This is a genomic window from Chryseobacterium lathyri (genome assembly GCF_019970085.1).
Classification (GTDB): domain Bacteria; phylum Bacteroidota; class Bacteroidia; order Flavobacteriales; family Weeksellaceae; genus Chryseobacterium; species Chryseobacterium lathyri.
This window is the reverse complement of record NZ_JAHXYG010000006.1, coordinates 113,926-131,127: the sequence shown is the minus strand read 5'-3', so window position 1 is coordinate 131,127 and position 17,202 is coordinate 113,926. Positions and strand designations below refer to the sequence as shown.

The 17,202-nt window shown below is 36.3% G+C and carries 16 protein-coding genes; 4 read left to right on the top strand and 12 right to left on the bottom strand.

The annotated features are described in order from the left end of the window. Positions 1–25: 25 nt before the first annotated feature. Positions 26–259, top strand: coding sequence for a helix-turn-helix domain-containing protein (locus tag LC418_RS18895; RefSeq protein ID WP_223560277.1), 234 nt, complete (start codon positions 26–28; stop codon positions 257–259). A gap of 39 nt (positions 260–298) precedes the next feature. Here LC418_RS18895 and LC418_RS18890 read toward each other — a convergent pair whose 3' ends face one another. The 9 genes from LC418_RS18890 to LC418_RS18855 all read right to left on the bottom strand — a co-directional run bounded on the left by LC418_RS18890 (position 299) and on the right by LC418_RS18855 (position 10,225). Beyond that, positions 299–1,996 (bottom strand): ATP-dependent nuclease, encoded by a 1,698-nt coding sequence (locus LC418_RS18890; protein WP_223560276.1) that lies wholly within the window; start codon positions 1,994–1,996, stop codon positions 299–301. 349 nt (positions 1,997–2,345) lie between these two features. Continuing rightward, positions 2,346–3,164 carry a DUF5694 domain-containing protein gene (locus LC418_RS18885; protein ID WP_223560275.1) on the bottom strand — a complete coding sequence of 273 codons (819 nt, stop codon included), beginning with the start codon at positions 3,162–3,164 and terminating at the stop codon, positions 2,346–2,348. 228 nt (positions 3,165–3,392) lie between these two features. Next, complete coding sequence (gene groL / locus LC418_RS18880; RefSeq protein WP_111955271.1) at positions 3,393–5,018, bottom strand: chaperonin GroEL; 1,626 nt, start codon at positions 5,016–5,018, stop codon at positions 3,393–3,395. Positions 5,019–5,137: 119 nt separating this feature from the next. Further along, complete coding sequence (locus LC418_RS18875) at positions 5,138–5,416, bottom strand: co-chaperone GroES (RefSeq protein ID WP_034723531.1); 279 nt, start codon at positions 5,414–5,416, stop codon at positions 5,138–5,140. A 173-nt stretch (positions 5,417–5,589) separates the two neighbouring features. Beyond that, the gene (locus LC418_RS20930) at positions 5,590–5,724 is read right to left on the bottom strand and encodes a hypothetical protein (protein WP_262510822.1); all 135 of its coding nucleotides are present in this window, start codon (positions 5,722–5,724) and stop codon (positions 5,590–5,592) included. A gap of 259 nt (positions 5,725–5,983) precedes the next feature. Further along, entirely contained in the window at positions 5,984–6,703 is a 720-nt protein-coding gene (locus tag LC418_RS18870) for a DUF3108 domain-containing protein (protein ID WP_223560274.1), read from the bottom strand. Positions 6,704–6,783: 80 nt separating this feature from the next. After that, a complete protein-coding gene (locus LC418_RS18865; protein WP_223560273.1) occupies positions 6,784–8,031 on the bottom strand; it encodes a dicarboxylate/amino acid:cation symporter in 1,248 nt (415 codons plus the stop codon). Between the two features lie 196 nt (positions 8,032–8,227). Further along, complete coding sequence (locus LC418_RS18860) at positions 8,228–9,514, bottom strand: CitMHS family transporter (RefSeq protein ID WP_223560272.1); 1,287 nt, start codon at positions 9,512–9,514, stop codon at positions 8,228–8,230. A gap of 18 nt (positions 9,515–9,532) precedes the next feature. Continuing rightward, on the bottom strand, positions 9,533–10,225 hold the full coding sequence (locus tag LC418_RS18855; protein ID WP_223560271.1) for a DUF2490 domain-containing protein: 693 nt from the start codon (positions 10,223–10,225) through the stop codon (positions 9,533–9,535). A gap of 151 nt (positions 10,226–10,376) precedes the next feature. Between LC418_RS18855 and LC418_RS18850 the strand changes: the two genes are divergently transcribed. Both LC418_RS18850 and LC418_RS18845 read left to right on the top strand, forming a co-directional pair. Next, positions 10,377–11,483 carry a sensor histidine kinase gene (locus tag LC418_RS18850; protein WP_223560270.1) on the top strand — a complete coding sequence of 369 codons (1,107 nt, stop codon included), beginning with the start codon at positions 10,377–10,379 and terminating at the stop codon, positions 11,481–11,483. Further along, positions 11,483–12,181 (top strand): LytR/AlgR family response regulator transcription factor, encoded by a 699-nt coding sequence (locus LC418_RS18845; protein ID WP_223560269.1) that lies wholly within the window; start codon positions 11,483–11,485, stop codon positions 12,179–12,181. Before LC418_RS18850 ends, LC418_RS18845 begins: the two co-directional genes overlap by 1 nt. 262 nt (positions 12,182–12,443) lie before the next feature. Here LC418_RS18845 and LC418_RS18840 read toward each other — a convergent pair whose 3' ends face one another. Both LC418_RS18840 and LC418_RS18835 read right to left on the bottom strand, forming a co-directional pair. Then, complete coding sequence (locus LC418_RS18840) at positions 12,444–14,831, bottom strand: M1 family metallopeptidase (protein ID WP_223560268.1); 2,388 nt, start codon at positions 14,829–14,831, stop codon at positions 12,444–12,446. Between the two features lie 67 nt (positions 14,832–14,898). Beyond that, positions 14,899–15,477 (bottom strand): HupE/UreJ family protein, encoded by a 579-nt coding sequence (locus LC418_RS18835; protein WP_223560431.1) that lies wholly within the window; start codon positions 15,475–15,477, stop codon positions 14,899–14,901. A gap of 69 nt (positions 15,478–15,546) precedes the next feature. Here LC418_RS18835 and LC418_RS18830 point away from each other — a divergent pair, with 69 nt between their 5' ends. Beyond that, positions 15,547–16,047, top strand: a complete 501-nt coding sequence (locus LC418_RS18830) for a DUF6702 family protein (protein ID WP_223560267.1) — start codon at positions 15,547–15,549, stop codon at positions 16,045–16,047. A gap of 540 nt (positions 16,048–16,587) precedes the next feature. Here LC418_RS18830 and LC418_RS18825 read toward each other — a convergent pair. Next, a complete protein-coding gene (locus LC418_RS18825) occupies positions 16,588–17,184 on the bottom strand; it encodes an acyl carrier protein phosphodiesterase (RefSeq protein WP_223560266.1) in 597 nt (198 codons plus the stop codon). Positions 17,185–17,202: the final 18 nt, after the last annotated feature.

Here is a 17,202-nt window from a genome sequence, read left to right as displayed (position 1 = left end):
AAATTGCTCTGATAATGGTATTGCAATGGATAGAATTGAGTTTCGAATAGCTTTTGGAAAAAGAGTTGAAAAATTTAGAAAGAAGTTAGGATTAAGCTATCGGGAGTTAGCTCAGAAGTGTGATGTAGACCATAGTAATATTAGTAAAATTGAAAAGGGAGAGGTTGATTTAAGAATTTCAACAATACAGGAACTATCTAAAGGTTTAGAAGTTCATCCGCAAGAATTATTTAATTTCAAAATTGATGAGAAATCCTGACGAGATTCGGGATTTCTCATCAATTTTGCCAATACAATGTTAAGTAATGTTATTTTTCACTTTATTTATAGCAAGACCAACGAAGTCACGTAAATTGTTGGGAGTTTGTCCGGCAAAAATAGCATCTAGAGCTTTTATTATCCATTTGTTTTTTCTTTTTGTTCCGACATCAATCCATCCTTCTAGTTCACCTACTGGAACAAGAAAAATATTTAATTCATTAAGTTCTTGAATTAATGATATTACTGTTGTTTGAATAGTTTCCTCAAAACCATTGATGCCATTGCTTTTTGGGGCACTCCATTTTGATGTCTCATTTCGAATTCTATTTATAGCTCCAATGGCTCCACCAAGTCTATGTTCACCATTTTTTAGCTGTTCTTGAAATTCTATTATTTTTTCTTGAATATTTTTAAGTAATTCTTCTTCATCAGAATTGTTAATACTATCTGCAATTTCTCTTCTTTTAATTATTAATGCTTCAGAAACTGTATTATTTGTAACACTTAGAATAAGGTTTTTAAAATCTGTTTCATCATTTAATAAATCAATATCACAAATAACTCCAACGGGTATTTTTGTGGCTTTAAGTAGTTTTGCTACATCTTTTAATGTTTGTTTATTATGTGAATGAACAAACAAAACCTCTTGATTATTGAATAAAAGAGTTGAAACTGACTGGTAAACAATTCTATCGGCATCAGCTTCACAAACTATTACACCTTTATGGAAAATTGCTTCAAGTATTCTTTGGCTTGATAACATTGGTGATTTTGAAAGATTGTCTGTTGCTTCAGAGGGAATCAGATTAAAAGAAGTATTATCATCAACTCTATTCAATCGGTATATGTCTACTTTTTTATCACTTTGCAATAAACCACTTAAAAAATTTGAATTATGGGTTGAAATTAATAATTGACCAGTAAAATTATCAGAATTGTCAGCAATCCATTTTCCTAAAAATCTTGCTTGTGCTGGATGCAAAAAAGCCTCAGGTTCATCTAGTAGAATAATTCTATCTTTTGAAAACAATAAACTTAATATTATCCCTGCAAAACTACGAAATCCATCACCTTGATTATCTATTTTATTATATTTGTTGAAAATTGGAAATGCTTTTCTTGGATCTTCTGGAATTTCTTCGAATTCTTTAGCTACTCGAAGACAAAAGTCTTTTAGTCCGCTGTAATCTAATTTTATGTCCATTTCAAAAGAATTATAAAATGCATCCCTCAATAGTTTATCATTATTATTGTCAATATATAAATTTTGTAATAGGTTTGAAGGTTCTTCTTTTTCTGGATTAAATGATGTTGAGGTTTTTACAAGATTAAGCCTTGTTGATGAATCTAAAAATGAAACTTTAAATTTACTAATGTTTCCTAAAGTAAAATCAATATTTTTTTCTTTCTCGAATTGTTCCTTCATAGATTCCCAATGAAACTCATATTGATCTTTTTGACTTAAATTATTTTTTATTCCTCTTACTACTTTGTAGGCAATATTATTTGTACTATCAGTGACTTTAAGATTAGAAAATATATCTTCAAATTTTGTTGGTGTTTCAAAAGTAATTTTGTCAATCAAAATCTTTTGACTCATTTTTCCATTTTCCATTGTCTGTTGAATATCTCTTAATGTTTGAGATTTTCCAACATTATTTGGACCTACTAATACTGAAATTTTTCCAATATTTATTTCAGACTTATTTTTTAAGGTTATAGATTTTATTATCATGGGAGTTTATTTATATTGTTGCCTAATGTTCAAATTTATGCATTGTGTCAATATACAATTGCACTAATGTTGTTTTGGTTTAGATAACTACTTGTTACTCATCAAATATAAAATATAAATATATTATTTCTTTACGGGAAACCATAATTCAAAAAAAACCGCCCTATAAAAATAGAGCGGTTAGTATATTAATTTGCCTCGGTCGCTGACCGTTACATCATTCCTGGCATTCCACCACCCATTGGCATAGCTGGTTTGTCTTTTTTCACTTCAGTGATCACACATTCAGTGGTTAAAAGCATTCCGGAAACAGAAGCTGTATTTTTTAACTTTAGCTGTTGGTGGCCGTTTATTTTAGTACGCTATTTACTTCAACCACTTCAAAGTCGTCATTATTTTGCAACAGGTGTTTTAAGATAGGAATATGTCCTTGTCCAAATATGAGGATAACGTATTTGTCATTTTTATTTATTTGGGTAATGATATTAGCGTAAATGGCTAAATTCCTCAAATACCAGTCAGAAACGGATTCCGCACCAATATAATTCTCTCCTGCACCAATTTTTGCAATATATTTTAAGTACAATGATAAGTTTTTCTGCAAAAGTTCTTTTGTATTGATATATTTTAGGACTTCGGTTATTGAATTTCGTTTTACAACACCATCGAATTCAAGTTTTAAGTTATTCGCAGTAGTACCTAATTCCTTTAACAGATATAACTGATTTTTTTCTTTAGCAGTGACAGAAACCAAACTGTCATGTTTCATTCCATAAAAAATATCTACAGCATTGATCTGTTTTAAATTTAATTTTTTAGCTAATCTAAAACCGATTTGTTCCCGTTCAGAAACGGTTAATGTATACTTGTTTTGGGAATAGGCATTATAAAGACTATCAATTTGCTTTTGTTGATTCAATGGTTTTTCTATCATCACCTTATCAGCATTTGTTCGTTTTAAAATTTCGGTCAGTTCTTCCAGTTCCTTCTGTCTTTTCGGAGCTAAAAAATCGTCAGTCTTTAATTCAAATGTGTCTAAATGAGGGGTTTCGAAGTGAATGGTCCCGATTAACAGGATTTTGGTTTTGTGTTTAGACTCTTGTCCAAAAATTGAGGCTAATGATAAAATGGTAATTAAAAATGTGAAAATTGTTTTAGTGAAAGTCATTCTTTTAGGTTATTAGTTTATTTTTTGTTAAAGATAAAGCTTATTGCGAGACGTAAAAATGAATTCACAACAAAATTCACAATTGCGTAAAATGGCTGTTGAGCTAACCTCCTGTAGCTTTTCTTGATTCGTTGTTTTATATTACTTCCTTTTATTCTTATTCTCAACAAAAAAACCACCCTATAAAATAGAGCGGTTAGTATATTAATTTGCCTCGGTCGCTGACCGTTACATCATTCCTGGCATTCCACCACCCATTGGCATAGCTGGTTCGTCTTTTTTCACTTCAGTGATTACACATTCAGTAGTAAGAAGCATTCCTGAAACAGAAGCTGCATTTTCAAGGGCAACTCTTGTTACTTTCGTAGGGTCAATGATACCTGCTTCAAGCATGTTTACATACTCGTCAGTTTTAGCATTGTATCCGAAGTCTCCTGTACCTTCCGCAACTTTCGCTACGATTACAGAACCTTCACCACCTGCGTTGGCAACGATTTGTCTTAATGGCTCCTCGATCGCTCTTTTCACGATTCTGATCCCTGTAGTTTCGTCAGCATTGATCCCTGTAAGGTTTTCTAGAGCAGAGATTGCTCTTACTAAAGCAACACCACCTCCTGCAACGATACCTTCTTCAACGGCTGCTCTTGTAGCGTGAAGGGCATCATCTACTCTGTCTTTTTTCTCCTTCATTTCCACTTCAGAAGCTGCACCTACGTAAAGTACGGCAACACCACCGGCTAATTTAGCCAGTCTCTCCTGTAGTTTTTCTCTGTCGTAGTCAGAAGTTGTAGTTTCCATCTGAGCTTTGATCTGAGCTACTCTTCCTTTGATTTTAGCTTCATCACCACCACCGTTTACGATAGTCGTGTTATCTTTATCGATCGTTACTTTCTCAGCAGTTCCAAGCATATCCAGAGAAATGTTTTCCATAGTGAAACCTTGCTCTTCAGAAATCACCTGTCCGCCAGTTAAGATCGCGATATCTTCCAACATTGCTTTTCTTCTGTCTCCGAATCCAGGAGCTTTTACAGCAGCAATTTTAAGAGAACCTCTTAATTTGTTTACCACCAAAGTAGCTAAAGCTTCACCTTCCACTTCTTCAGAAATAATTAAAAGAGATTTTCCGCCTTGTGCAATCGGCTCAAGAACCGGAAGCAATTCTTTCATGGAAGAGATTTTCTTCTCTACCAAAAGGATATAAGGGTTTTCTACTTCAGCTACCATTTTCTCAGGGTTAGTCACGAAGTAAGGAGATTGGTATCCTCTGTCGAACTGCATACCTTCCACAACGTCTACTGTTGTATCGATACCTTTAGCTTCTTCTACAGTGATTACCCCTTCTTTACCTACTTTTCCGAAAGCCTCAGCGATCAGAGATCCGATAGTTTCGTCGTTGTTTGCAGAAACTGAAGCTACCTGCTTCACCATTTCTGTAGAATCTCCAACTGTTTTAGACTGAGATTTAAGGTTTTCAACAACTGCAGTTACTGCCTTGTCGATCCCTCTTTTCAGATCCATTGGGTTAGCACCTGCAGCTACGTTCTTAAGACCTTCTCTTACGATAGCCTGTGCCAATACAGTAGCGGTAGTAGTACCGTCTCCTGCGATATCATTGGTTTTGGAAGCCACTTCTTTTACCATCTGCGCTCCCATATTTTCTACTCTGTCTTCAAGTTCGATTTCTTTCGCTACAGAAACACCATCCTTAGTTACGTGAGGTGCACCGAAAGATTTTTCGATCACTACGTTTCTACCTTTTGGTCCTAACGTTACTTTTACTGCATTAGCCAATGCATCAACCCCTCTTTTTAAAGCGTCTCTTGATTCAATATCGAATTTTATTTCTTTTGCCATTTTTTGCTGTATTATTGTATTATTATGTACAATGTAAAATGTACTTTTTTATTTTTAAATAATTTGATTAAACGTTGTTAAAATACGTTGTACTCTGTACATCGTACTTTTTACAAATCTTACCCGATTACACCAAGTAAATCACCTTCCTTAACGATTAAGAAATCTTTTCCGTCTAATTTTAATTCAGAACCTGAATATTTTCCATAAAGAACTTTGTCACCTACCTGAACAGTTGTAGGCTCATCTTTTTTCCCTGGACCTACTGCTACTACTGTACCTTCCTGTGGTTTTTCTTTTGCGGTGTCCGGAATAATAATACCTGAAGCTGTTTTAGTTTCTGCAGCGATCGGCTCGATCAAAACTCTGTCTGCTAATGGTTTAAAGTTTACTGACATAATATATTTATTTTTAATTAATTCTCCGTTATAATTCTCTAAATGTATGCCATGAGAGATCTGTGGATGAAATGGCAGAATTTTATTTCCCAGTGTGAAAATTTGGCAGAAAAATAAAAAAAAATAAAGCCGGAAACTTCCGGCTTTTGTATTTAACTCTAATAATTAGTAAACTAAGGGCAGTGCTGTCCCGGCCCGATCCAAAGGATGCATTTTCCCTGATCGTTCCATTCGCAGCAAACAATTCCGGCTGCGCCTCCAACGATGGATTTTTGAGCCTCTCTGCTTAATGATTTAGCGTTTTTCATAGGTAATATTTTGTTTATTGTACATGCCTGAACATTTAATGTCAATCAGGATTTTGACGATTTGATGTGATAGTGTATGTCAAAGATAAAAAAAAATATGATCAGATTATACACTGTTTGTAGATTTATTTATGGAGTTTGTATTTTGATTTTCAGTGTTTTATTGGTTGCTTTGTAAAAGGCTCCTGGCATAGGCTTCTTAGCAGTACTCAACATTAAAAAGAAAAAGTTTACCATTACGGTAAACTTTGTAGATCCATCATTGAATGGTTTCCAATGTCATTTTTCTACCGCCGAGGTCCATATCCTGTTTCAGGATCTTCCGGGTTTCGGTATCTATGTAATAAGTAACAATCGTTGTCTTATCTTTAATATCGTCGGTTGTTTTTACAGCCCATACTTTTTTTCCGTTGTAATCTGTTTTCTTTACGTCCAGTATATAGGCTTTAATAAGTCCTTTCTTAGCATCCGGGTTATAATCGAAAATAGAGAGGTCAGCAGTATAATTTTCTTTCAGGGGAGAAAACCTGATCAGCATAGGATAGCTGCTGCTGTCAAAATAATCTGCAGCATCCATTTCGATAGGGTCTTTTTTCTGGGATTTTTTATCCAGATAATATCCTGTTACCTTAGCCTTCCCTGATTTCAGAACCATATCTCTCATCATATTAAAAGACGAATGATAGACTGGCTGGAAATTGGCAGTTTTTACAATGGTAGAATCGGTCCATTTAGCATCAGGTGCCTTTTTCAGCTTTACAGTAGTTTTGATGAGGAGATCCGTTTTGTTTAATTTTTTGAGTTCTGTAATAATGCTCCCAATTTCCATTTTTGTTCCTGCATTTTCAGCATACCAGACCGCTTCTGATGTTTCATCTTTGATCAGCTTAGGATCAATAGCATTGTTGGCTGGGGTGAGCAGTTTTTGTGAAAATAAATTAACACTGCTTATTAATAACAATGCAAGAAATGTTCTCATGATTTTTTATTAATAAGTGTTACTCATTTTCAAAAAGTTACAGCCTTATTTTCCTTGTCAGTAAAGTAGTATGCAGTAACTCAAATAGAGTGGGTTTTATTTTTCTGATTCTGATTTATTTTTGAAATCACAGCCCCGGAAACCGCAATGCTGATAAAGTTGGTAACAGATCTCGCCTCATTCATAAAACGGTCTACACTGTAAAGGAGGGCAATATCCGTTAACGGAATTTTTCCAAACCTGTTTAAAGTGAAAATAAGGGCCAGAAATCCTGAGCCAGGAACACCTGATGCTGTTTTCGAGGTTACGGAAATAATGACGAAAAGCCACAGATAATCGGTGACAGTCAAAGAAATGTTGTAAAACTGAATAAGAAAGCAGCAGGTCACGGCAATATAAATACAGGCTCCTGAAAGATTAAAATTATATCCCAAAGGAATGACAAACCTTAAAATTTTTCTGCTGTAGCCTTCAGATTCCATTTTTTCAAAGATGAGCGGAAATGCTGTTTTGGAAGATGATGTGGTAACTACAAGGATAATTTCTTCTTTTAAATCAAGTAAAAACTTCCAAAGCCGGATTTTGAACAGATAAGAGACAACTCCCAAAATTCCAAAAATAAAGACAATATCAGCCAGATATACTGTTGCAACAACTTTACTGAGCGGTAGAAGCGTATTGATGCCATATACAGAAACTCCGTATGCAATGTTGCAGAATATGATAACGGGCAGAATAAGGTAGAGATACTTGATCACCGTATAAAAAACCTTGAGACCATGGTCCAATAGATTCAGGAATTTTTCTCTTGCACTGGAAAGATTCATGAAAATCCCGGCGACAATGGACACGATAAGAAAAATACCGTGTCTGTTGAGGTACAGGATACCGGATATACTTGTATTGTCAATTTCAAATGTTCTGGGAAGTGATTTACTGATCCTCGCAGGATCAATGCCCGTATCGGCTCCGGGTTTTACGGCAAAACCGAAAATAAATCCTAAAACAATAGCAACAGAGCTTATGATAAGAAAATACAGAATAGTTTTCCATACAATGCTGCTCGCATTTTTGATTCCTGACAGCTGGCAGATACCATACATGATCGCCATGAAAATAATGGGAAGGATGAGCATTTCCAGAATCATGAAAAAATACCGGCTTACAATTCCCAGCTGAATGCTTGCCTCAGGCGCATAATATCCTGTAAGCACTCCACCGAGAATTGCGGCAAATACATATAAGGTGAGATTTTTTAAATATCTTCCTGTGAATGTTTTTTTTGTTTCAAAAAGGTTCATCTGAATATGCTTATGCTTTCCGTACAAAGATCTGTTGTTTTTTTTACATCTGAAATATAATAGTAAGGGTAGGGAAGCGTGAGGCTGAAAGAACGAAGTTATTGAAGTTGGAAATAAAAGCTTCCAGCCGGTTTCTATTAATCTTTAAATCTGCCCATTAATTTTATAACCGGGTCCAATATTAACTTCCATCCCCCTTCTTCCGGCTTCCAATCTTTAATGATCAGATAACTCCAAGAATCAGTGCTGCCAGCAGCATCACAAGGGAGGATCCTAATGCCCATTTTAAAGTATATTTCAAATGATCAGAAAATTCTACACCTGCCAATGATACTAACAGATAAGTAGATGGAACCAGCGGGCTTAAAAGATGTGAACCTTGACCAATGAGACTTGCTCTTCCCAGAATTTCCGGTGAAATCCCCAGCTGATGCCCGGTAGCCACAATAATAGGCAATATTCCAAAATAATAGGCATCATTGGAAAGGAAAAAAGTAAGCGGAATACTGAAGAGTGCCGTTACAATATTCAGATAGCCTCCCCAGCTTTTAGGAACTATTTCTATCATACTGTTTCCCATTGCCTGCATAATACCTGAACCATTCAGAATTCCGGTAAAAATTCCGGCTCCAAAGATCATTCCTGCCACAGATAAAGCATTTCCTGCATGTTTGGAGATTATTTTCTGCTGGTCTTTCAGTTTAGGGTAATTGATAATGGAAGCGATACAGAACGCAATCATAAAAGCAATGCCCAAAGGAACAATATCCAGGATCATGACCACTAAAAGTGTGATGGTAAGGGCGAGATTAATAAGGATCAGTTTCGGACGACGGAGCTTCGGATCTGCCTCGCCAATGATATCATTGCTGTTGTAATTGGTAAATTTCCCATGCTTTGCAATCCTTATTTTTTCTTTTCTTCCCAGAATGTAAGCCACAAAAATCACCCATAGGATGCCTATCGCCATAATGGGGATCATAGGAACAAAAATTTCTGTGTGCCCAAGCTTCAGTGAGCTCATTACCCTTGCCGTAGGTCCTCCCCATGGAAGAATATTCATGATTTGCCCGGCAAGCATAATGATGCAGGTCAGGATTAACGGGTTCATACCCTGTCTTTTGTAAAGCGGAAGCATAGCGGCCACTACAATCAGATAAGTGGAAGAACCGTCACCGTCCAGTGATACCAGGGCCGTAAGAATGGCGGTTCCTATTGTGGTTTTAATAGGATTGTCCCCAACAGCTTTTAAGATTATATTTACTAAGGGCTCAAAAAGTCCCGTGTCGATCATTAAGCTGAAATATAGGATGGCAAAGATCAGCATTACCCCTGTAAGTGCTATTTCTTTGACACCGTTTTTCATCATATCCCCCAGCTCAGGACCGAAACCCGCAAAAAGAGCTATGGTTACGGGTACGATGACCAAGGCTGTGAGCGGAGTCATTTTTTTGTTCATGATCAGGACCATAAAGATCAGGATCATGAGAAATCCAAGGAAAGTAAGCATAGATGATTTGATTTATAGTTATTTATTTTTGTTTTTTCTCCAGTCGAAGCTGTTTCTGTAGCCGATATAGCCGTAGTTGCTTGTAGATCCGGTCTCCAGCTGGTTGATAAAAGCCACTTCAATAGCAGAGTTTTTCCCCACTTTAACTCCGATGCCAGCCGTTAGGCGGTTACTGTCAAACGGTTCATCCTTCACTACATTCATTCTTATTTCATTTTTCAGAATACCGTATAGTTTTTCTTTTTCTCCTGCTCTGTTAAAAGGAATTCTCAGTGAAATCAGATAACGCAGCCTGACGATGAATTCATCAGGATTGCTTATGAATCTTTCTTCTACACGGAAACGGTGTGAAACCGAAGTTCTCCCGATATTACTTCCCAGTGTCACCTGCTGGAAAGGCCTTTTTTCATACCTCGCTTTCTTTGTATTGTCAGATTTATAGGAATCCAGTACCAGAAACATAAATCCGGCAGCGGGCTTCACTTCATGGGCTACTTCGTAATCTACATAGGCAGATACCAGAAAAAGCCTGGTGTCATAAGCGAAATCAAAAGAACGGTATTGGGATAGAGCGGTCAAGGTGCTTTTATCCGTTAGTCTTGCCGACATGAGATACTGGAACCACATATTGTAGTTGTCCCGGCTTTGTGCATCTGCCAGGCGGATCATTCCAAACAGTAGAATAATGATTAATTTGAATTTAATTTTCATGTAATATTGAGTTAACATCCTGATGTCTCAAATATATTTATAAGAACCAGCCGCGGATTTATTTTTCAATCAATGACAGTTTTTATCAGTGAACTGCAGGATGGGCAGAAAAAGATGGTATATTTGAAAGATTGAAAATTGGGGTTTTTAGATGTTTTTAATTATCAATATTGTATTTATATTGTTGGTTTTCAGGGTTTTGTTTAATGCAAAAGTTTTGAAAAGACTGATGGAATATCATTGGGGGTTTTTACTGAAGTTTCAGCATATTTTTTTCCTTTTGATCTTCGTTATCATCACTTTTTTTACCGAAAACTACTTTTTGGATGTTCCGGAACTTATCTGGAGTGTTTTATCTGTGATTATTTTTAATGTCGGAATTTACAGTCTTGTCTATTTTTATCTGGTCCCGGAATTTTATCTTTCCAATAAATATCCTGAGTTCATTCTCTTTGCGCTAATCACTTTTCTTGTCTCCAGCCTTTTCAGAATTCTGCTGGAACCGGCGGTTTTTAATATGAATTTTAATGAAAGCCTGTCCAATACCAAATTTTTATATAATGTCTATACGGCGCAGGGAATTGTCATACTTGTTGCCTCATTCCTGGGGATTACAAAAGATAAATTCCTCATTGAACAGGATTTTAAAGATCTTGGCGAAGAAAAAGACCAGCTGTATCTTGATCTTTTAAAATCTAAAATGAATCCCCACTTTTTGCTGAACACCCTCAATAATATTTATTCCAAAAGTTTCCAGCCCTCAGAAAATACCTCAGAATCTATATTACAGCTCAGTAAACTGCTTCAGTATATAATTTATGACACCAGTAAAGAGAAAATTTCCATGGCTCAGGAACTTTCATCGATCCATTCTCTTGCAGGCTTGTATCAGCTAAAATATAATAATGTATTGAATATTGCTTTTACGATTGAAGATGAAGAAACCATTGAATTGATTGATGTTCCGCCTTCCGTATGCCTTACTCTATTTGAGAATGCCCTGAAACATTCAGCGGTGGGAATAGAAGAAGATAGCCATATTCATGTAAGCTATAAAATAAGGAATCAGGAACTTTTATTTGAGATCATAAATTCTATATCCAGGAAGAAGAATCTTGTCGGGAATATGAATGACAGCGGTTTGGGAAACGAAGCCGTTATCAATATTCTTGAAAAAAACTATGCAGGAAGATTTACTTTTATCTCCGAACCTGCGGAAAACAACAACTATCAGACTATTTTAAAAATAAAATTGTAATGGCTAATCTGACGATCGTAAGTGTAGATGATGAATATCCGGCGCTTCAGCTTATTCAAAAGTATTGCGGACAAATGGAAGATGTAGATCTGCTGAATTTTTTTCAGGATCCGGAAGAAGCATTGGAATATCTTAAGCAGAACAGGGTAGACCTGGTGATTCTGGATATCAATATGCCCTACATCAACGGAATTGAGCTTTTACATCAGTTACCTTATAAACCATTATGCATATTTCTCACTCTCGAAACGCAGTATGCCGTTAAAGCTTTTGAACTGGATGTTGTACATTATCTTGTAAAGCCTGTGGACTTTGAAACATTCCGGAAAGCGATTAACAAGGCAAAGGATTTCCTTCAGTTTAAAAACTCTGCGGAACAACAGAAGAAGGAAGACTTTATCATGTTCAAATCCAATTACGTGATGCATAAAGTCCTTTTGGATGATGTGCGGTGGGTACAGGGATTTGGAGAATATATCATTCTGATGACCCATCTTAAAAAGTATATGATCCTTGACCGGATGTCGAATTTTGAAGAGAAATTTCAAAACCTGGGATTCATCAGAATTCACAAGTCATATATTGTCCTGTCTTCCCATATCAGTTCGTATGATACGGCTCATGTGTATCTTAAAGATGGGGAGAAGCTTCCGCTTGGAAGGACCTATAAAAATTCTTTGAAAGCTTACCTGAACTAATTTTAACAACAGCTTCATCAATCAATTTAATGATTCACCCTTTGCAAACTTGAATTGTCGGAATATAGATAAAACTTTGCGTTTAAAAAAGCTCGCAGATTAAGCTGATTGAGCAGCTCTTTTTCTTTTTCGGAATTATATAATTCAATAGGAGCGGGCTTTAGCCCGCTTAACAATTTTGCGGAAAAATGGCTTTAGCCAAAATGATTAACCCGCTAAGTTTAATAAAAAAGGTTGCCTCAAATATGGACAACCTTTTATGTTATGATTTTTTCCCGGCCTGCATCGGATTTACCTTTCCGCTGGCACCACCTCTTACCGGGCCTTCTCCCTGTTTCTGTTTAAACAGCTGGAATTTTGAAACCTGAGTATCTGTACTGTTACTGCTCCATACATTATTGGAAGTATCAATATCCGCTGTTTCTCTCATCGGGTCAAGCTGTATCGACTTGATTTTTTTGTCAAAATAATAAGTCTTGGAAACCTTCTGTTCATTCTGTCTCCAGATCTGTGCAGATGATTTATCATACAGTTTTGTTCCGTCTTCAAAAGTGAATTCAAGGATAATTGGCATTACGAGTCCGCCTTTATTGACAAAGTCGATCTGATAGCCGGTAAGATTTTTGAACTTCTCTTTATCCTTAGCATCCAGAGGAATACCTGCTTCCGTTTTTACGGTGTATTCTTTTTCAGTATCTAATTTTTCCTGACCTCTGTCATATCGGTAATAGAAATCCTGCAGCTCTTTATCTTTATCTACGTAGAACGTAATGTTTTTATCCTCTTTATTTCTGATTTTAGAAATATCTTCAAAAGTATTCTGAAGAGGTTTTTCCACCTTATATTTTGTTTCTTTAGCTTCCTTTGGAGGAGTATTAAGGTCCGGAACTGCTACAGTTACTTTATCAATAGCGATATCTACAGGATCCGTTCCGTAGAACCATCCTCTCCAGAACCAGTCGAGATCCTCACCGCTGGCATCTTCCATGGTACGGAAGAAGTCTGCAGGTTCAGGGTGTTTGAATGCCCATCTTTTTGCATAGGTTTTAAAAGCTTTATCGAATAATTCTCTTCCCATGATTGTCTCACGAAGAATATTTAATCCGGTAGCCGGTTTTGAGTATGCATTCGGGCCAAACTGAATAATATTTTCAGAATTACTCATAATCGGTTCCAGTTGATCTTTAGGAAGCTTCATATAATCGGTAATCGTCCAGGCCGGGCCTCTTTTGGATGGGAATTTATTGTCCCATTTTTCTTCTGTAAGGTATTCCGTGAAGGTGTTCAATCCCTCATCCATCCAGCTCCACTGTCTTTCATCAGAATTGATGATCATTGGGAAAAAATTGTGACCAACCTCGTGAATCACAACTCCGATCATTCCATTTTTGGTCCCTTCGGAATAGGTCCCGTCTTTTTCCGTTCTGCCAAAATTGAAGCAGATCATAGGATATTCCATTCCGTTGGCTGCCTCTACAGACTGCGCTACAGGATATGGATAAGGAATCGTGAATTCTGAATAGGTTTTGATGGTATGGGCAACTGCTTTTGTTGAATATTTCCTGTAAAGTCCATAAGCTTCTTTTGGATAGAAACTCATCGCCATTACTTTGTTGTTGTTTTCTGGAATGGTAACACGCATTCCGTCCCAGACAAATTTTCTGGATGAGGTCCATGCGAAATCTCTTACATCACTGGCTTCAAAGCTCCATGTTTTTCTCTGTTTAGAATGATTTTTTTCAGCTTTTTTCGCCTCTTCCAGTGTTACGATTTCTATAGGTTCAGCAGCATTTTCAGCCTTTCGGTATCTTGCCATCTGATCCGAAGTTAAAACCTGCTCATAATTTTTACATTCTCCGGTTCCGCCCACGATATGGTCTGCGGGTACATTCATTGAAACTTTAAAATTTCCGAATACCAATGCAAATTCACCACGCCCTGTGAATTGGTGGTTCTGCCATCCGTGAAAATCACTGTATACGCACATTCTCGGATACCATTGTGTCATGGTGTACAGATCATTTCCGTCTTCGGCAAAGTTTTCATAGCCACCGCGGCCGCCCATTTTGATTCTGTTCGGGATATTATAATTCCAGTCTATTTTGAAAACCAGTTTTTCTCCTTTTTTCAATACTTTTGGCAAATCAATGCGCATCATCGTCTTATTCACCGTATATTTCAGGGGATTTCCTGAGGCATCCGTCACCTTCTCCAGGTTCACGCCATAGCCGTTGTCCTTTTCAGGCAGATCGGTGACTTTCAGCTGCTGATCGTTAGAAGAAGCCGGAAGGGTAGAAGGAAACGCAAAACCGGCATTTTTTACAGTGGACTGTTCGTTTTCATCCAGCTGAAGCCAGATATAATCCAGATCATCCGGGGAATTGTTATAATAAGTAATAGTTTCTGAACCTTTCAGATTTCTTTTATCTTCATCAAGGTAGGCTGTAATATCATAGTCAGCCCTGTTCTGCCAGTATCCCTGGCCGGGAGCCCCGGAAGCCGTTCTGTAAATATTAGGAGTGGGAAGAATAGTCCCGAGCTGCTCGAATCTGTTTCCGTGGTTACTTCCAGGATTATTCTGAATGTTTTGTGCGGTGAAGCCTGTATATGCGAATACAGAAAATGAAAGTAGGGCTGCTTTTAATTTCATTACCGGATTGATTTAATAGTTATCAAAGATAATAATAAGTCGTTGAAAAATTAAAAATGTTTCAAAGTTAAAAAGGAATTCTTTCTAAAGTCATTTTTAAAGCCAATGCGAATACTCCGGAAGATACGAACAGGACCCAGTCTTTTTTGTTAACCTTAAAAATGCTCAGCAAAATAAATAAAAGGATAAGAATCCCTAAAACAATAACGATCTGACCCAATTCCAGCCCGATATTAAAACCTAATAACGGTATGGCGATACTCTGGCTTTTGGCGATCATCACTCTTGCCGTATTCGCAAACCCCATTCCATGGATAAGCCCAAAGATGGCTGCCAGATAATAATTGGTCCGCATCAGGGTCTGCTTTTTGTTTTTCATCAGAATATTATCCAGAGAGGTAAGGACAATCGTGAGCGGAATTAAGAATTCTACCCAGGCAGAGGGAACTCTGAAAATATCGAGAATACTCAATGCCAATGTGATAGAATGTCCTATTGTAAAAGCAGTCACAAGGATCAGTATTTTTTTCCAGTCACTGTAAGAATATACGGCAATCAGAGCGAGGACAAATAATTGATGATCCAACGCATCCAGAGAAATAATATGCTCCCAGCCAAGGTTTAAATAGAAGAGAAAATCCAGCATCATAACGTAAAAATATAATGCGTACGAAAATAATGATTAATTTCGAACAAATTTTAAAGGTCAGGGCATATGAAGAATTTATGGCTGTTTTTATTACCGGTATTTTTTTTATTCTCTTTTTCAAAGGTGAAGCATCCTTATCATGTAGGTTCTGTTGAAATTAATTATAATTCCAAATCCAAATCTTTTGAGATCACAGGCCGTTTTTTTCTTGATGATCTGGAAAATGCATTAGGCAAAAAATATGGAAACTCTTTCCATTTTAATGACGAAAAATATAAAGCCAGGCTTAATGAAGCTCTGGAAAAATATTGTGCAGAATATTTCAAATTAAAAGCTGACGGAAAATTTTTAAGAATAAATTACGTAGGTTATGAAGAAGATAGTGAATCTGTGAATGTTTTTCTTGAGTCGGAAACCCTTAATACGCCTAAAAAAGTGGAGGCGGCGGTCAGTTTTCTGTATAACCTTTTTGATGATCAGATCAATATTGTTCACATGATTGTGAATGGTGAGAGAAAAAGTGAAAAGCTTACCTATCCCAACCGATATTTATACAGGCAGTTTTAATTGGCCAACTTTTCCTTTGTCTATTATAAATTTAAACAAGTATTAAATCACTAATTATTGATTAATAGTCTTGATTGGTCTCTATGTTTAAATTATTTGCAATGACTATTTTTCAATAAATTTAATATTTAGTTATTAATTATTTAAAATTAGGTATTATTTATTAATTAATGCCTATTATATTTTGTTTTTTGCTTTAAAAAAATTATATTTGTGTGTAGTTGTTTTTTTTAATTAATCATTTCTTAAAAAGAAATTTTCACTGAAATCATCATTTGTAAATGAAATAAAAAGCCATAAGCTGATTAGAAATAAGTGGAAACCTTAATAACGAAACAGATGCTCTAATTTGTACCCTAAGAAGTCTTTGTTGATCAGTTAGGGATTAATAAAAGCGAAAGTCAAAAAATGAAGGTGCTAAATAACAGTTTTTATACTACGATTAATGCAATGTGAAAATTTCCCATTATCACATTAAGGCAGCAGATTCTAACAACACAAATTGTTAAAAAAAGCACTTACGTTCCCTGTAAGTGTTTTTTATTTATGATCCATTTGAATCATTGCATTGATTCCTTTGGCGTGATCAAGAAGATCAGGAAAAAAATTGTTATAACATTCCTGAAGGAAAGGTTTATTTTCCAGGAATGCTTCGAAAACGGGAATGTCAGGATTCAGGTATTTTGCTTTATTGAGAACATTACGCATGCTGAACTTAATGCCCCAATCTTCACGGTAATTATACAGCCAGTCATCTTTTCCCATTTTAGCCAACATGAGTTTGAAGTTTTCGGGAAGCCATTCTTCATGTTCATTAAGAACTCTATATACCCGTAAGGAATGTGCTTTCCATTCAGCTAAAGAATTCAGGGAAAGATCAGTGGCTACAAAATAATCCATGGCAACATCTACAAAAGCACCTGCATACAATCTGACCAAAGGAGAGAAAACCTTTTTAGCTTCATGGATAGCGGGATGGGAATCTGTAAATGTATCTACGGCCCTGTGTATCGTAATTCCATCCTGAATGTCCTTTGGAAAGGAATAGCGGTCTTTGTTCCGGATAAAATCTTCAAGAAACTGTCCTACAATCTGTCCGTCAGAAAAGGTGAGAAAGGAATGAGCAAGATAATTCATAGATTAAAGATAGAGATT